We start from the raw sequence: 3,308 nt of genomic DNA, 5'->3' as shown, positions 1-3,308 counted from the left end.
GTATAGATGGACGTAAAGTGACTATTAAGGCATCACAAGATGTAATGAATACAGGCAATATTCATGGTGATAAACAGGTTACCATTAATGCTGATCGTGATATTAATGTAGGTGCTCATATAGATAGATTAGAACATCACGATATTGTTAGTCGTCAAGGTACTATTGGTGTAGCAAAAGATGGTAATTTAGTTTTATCTGCGAAACGAGATGTTAACCTTAAAGGTGCTATTGTTCATACTGGAGATAATTCTAAAGCTACCATTGAGGCTGGTCAGAATATTAACTTAACAACAGAAGCATTATCTTCTAAAAAGGATATGACTGTTAATAGTGATAATTATAATCGTACTGATCGTCGTACTGAATTAGGTACAGCTATTTTAAGTGATAGCAATGTTACTTTACGAGCAGGAAATGATGTAAATATCCGTAATGGTATTGTTAATAGTGAACATGGCTTAACATCTGTTGAAGCAGGAAATGATGTTACTATCACTAATGGGAAAAGCTATAGCCGTGATGAATATGGTCTAAAGTACAAAGAAAAAAGCTTACTATCTCGTAAAACTAATATCATACGTACAGATCACGAACACACAGGTGTTTTATCTTCAACAATTGGTGGAGATACTATTAATGTGAAAGCTAATCACAATGTTTTGGTAACAGGCTCTAATATTTTGGGAACAAAAGATGTATCCGTATCTGCAGGTAATGACGTGCGTACAGATTCAGGTGAAGAAACTCAACGTGATGATGTATATCAATATAGTAAAAAGTCTGGTTTAATGGGGGCAGGTATAGGCTTTACTATTGGTAGTAAAAAAGTGACTGATACATTAGAAGGAAATTCTAAAACTAATGTAAATACATTAATTGGTTCTGCGAATGGAAAAATTAGTATTGATGCTAATAATAAAGCACATCTCACTAGTACTGATATAATTGGTAAAGATGATATTGAAGTTAGTGCTTCTGATATTACTCTTGATGGTAAACATGATACTGTAGCATCGAAGCAGGTGCATGAAGAGAAACAATCGGGTTTAACTGTTAGCTTAGGTGGCTCTATTTCATCAGCATTGACTACTGCACGTGGATTACAACGTAAGGCGAATAGTCGTGATGATAAACGATTAGGAGCCTTAGAATCTCTTGAAGCTGGTAAGGAACTTAAAAAAGGTTATAGTAAGATTCAAGAGTATAAAAACTTTACACCAGATTTTGTAAGAGATGAAGCACAAAAATTAATAAATTCAAGTGAATTTAAACAGCAAAAAGTTAAAGAAATAGATTACCTTCTACAAAATGAGAATTTAACTGATAAAACTAGAAATGCACTAGTAAAAGAAAAAAATAGACTATCTAAAGAAGCAGAATATGAACAGGCAAAAGGTAATAACGACCTAAATGACATTAATAGGGATCAAAAGCAGTATAAAGAAAATAAACGAGCAAAAAAAGATGGATTAGCTAATATTCATGTAAGTGTTGGCTCTAGTAAAAGTAGAAGTGAATCAAGATTAGATAGTAGTAAATATGCAGGAGGACATATAGTATCTGATAATGGAATTAAATTAGTTACAAAACCAACTACGACTGATTCAGGAGATATACTGGCTATTGGTGAAACCATTCGAGGAGAATCAGTTGAATTGGATGCAAGTAGAAATCTCTCCCTACAAGCCGGAACAAATACAACTACTATAACTGATAAATATGATAGTAAAGGCTGGTCAATAGGGGCTAACTTAAGTGTTAATGGTGGTGGCTTATTAGGTATTGATGCTAATTATAATAAAGCAAAAGAAAATGGTACCACAGTTAAAACAACTCATTCGGGAACGGTTGTTCAAGGCAATAAGATAATTACAAATTCTGGTGCTGATACTAATATTGTGGGATCAAAAGTATATGGTGACTCTATTCAATCTCAAATAGGTGGTAATTTAACTATTAAAAGCTTGCAAGATAGTGAAACCTATAGAGGTGAAAAGAAAAATGTTGGATTTAGCATTTCTACAAATGGTACACAATTAGGTGGGGTATCTGCAGAGTATTCAAAAGGTAAAATGACTAGTGATTATACTAGTGTTACTGAGCAAGCTGGATTATATTCTGGTGCTGAAGGCTTTGATATCACAACTAAAGGAAATACTACATTAGAAGGTGCTGTTATTGATAGTAAGGCAAAAGCAGATAAGAATAAATTATCAACAAATTCCTTAACAGTTGAAGATATTAAAAATAAAGCTGAATATAAATCTAGTAATACAGGTTTAAGTTATACATCTGTATCTGGATTTAAAAATCTAAGTCAAGCAGGTAAAGATGCTATATATAATTCTTTAGGTTTATTACCAAAATTATTGCCAGATTCAGAAAAATCAGCTGAAAGTACTACTAAATCAGTTATTGCTAATGGTACAATAACAACAGAATCATCTAATATTGATATTAATAAGATTTCCAAAGATACTAAAAATAGCCTAAATAAACTTGATACTATTTTTGATAAGAAAAAGGTTGAAGAACGACAAGAACTCGCACGATTATTTGCTAAAGATGCATTTGAGCAACTTCATTATTGGGAGCCTAAAACAAAAGAAGGAAAAGCTGCAAAAGCGTTAGCGCATGCAGTAGTTGCTGAAACATCTGCACGTATAGCTGGAAATCCTACTGGTAGTGGTTTCTATGCTGGTGCAACAAATGAAGTGTTGATTGGTGAAATTCAAAAAATTGCTAAATCTAATCCTGCTGTAGCACAATGGTTAAGTGCAAGTTTAGGTGCTCTAGTAAATCATGGGCTTGGTAAATCTCCAATTACTGGTGCAACTGAATCACAAAATGCAACAAAAAATAATGCATATGGTGTAATGTTAAAAAATAAAGAACTTAGTGAGGATGACTATTATTACATCATTGATGTTTATGGTGATACCTATAAAAGGACTAGAACAGGTGATATATTGATATCTCCATCAGTAATTCGTAAAGGAACAGTTACACCTGTCGTTAAACAAAATCCAGTAAAAGGTTATCAATCTGAAGGCCAAGAAGTATTTGTCTATCCAGATGGTTCATATGTTAATATTGATCAGCCTTTGGGAAAAGTGCATGTTGGGTCAGCACATTTCCTAACTAATACAAGTTCTTCATGGGATAATCCTAGTGTAAATAATCCTGCAGTAGTTGAAGAAACACCAAGAGTTATAGATGAATGGGCAGAAGCATCTACAGGTAAAATTTATAGAGTTTATAGTAATAGCTCAGAACCAGTATTTACAGGAGAATACCAAGGAAAT

Annotated in this window: 1 protein-coding gene; it reads left to right on the top strand. The window is 33.1% G+C overall.

The window, feature by feature from the left end:
- Window positions 1-17: 17 nt before the first annotated feature.
- Window positions 18-3,308 (top strand): hemagglutinin repeat-containing protein (locus Q0F90_RS08325; RefSeq protein ID WP_296004687.1); only part of this gene is annotated, 3,291 nt, incomplete at its 3' end.

The sequence above is a fragment of the uncultured Veillonella sp. genome (assembly GCF_934190855.1).
GTDB lineage: Bacteria > Bacillota > Negativicutes > Veillonellales > Veillonellaceae > Veillonella.
The sequence above is the reverse complement of the archived record's forward strand: the minus strand, read 5'-3'. Positions and strand labels throughout refer to the sequence as shown.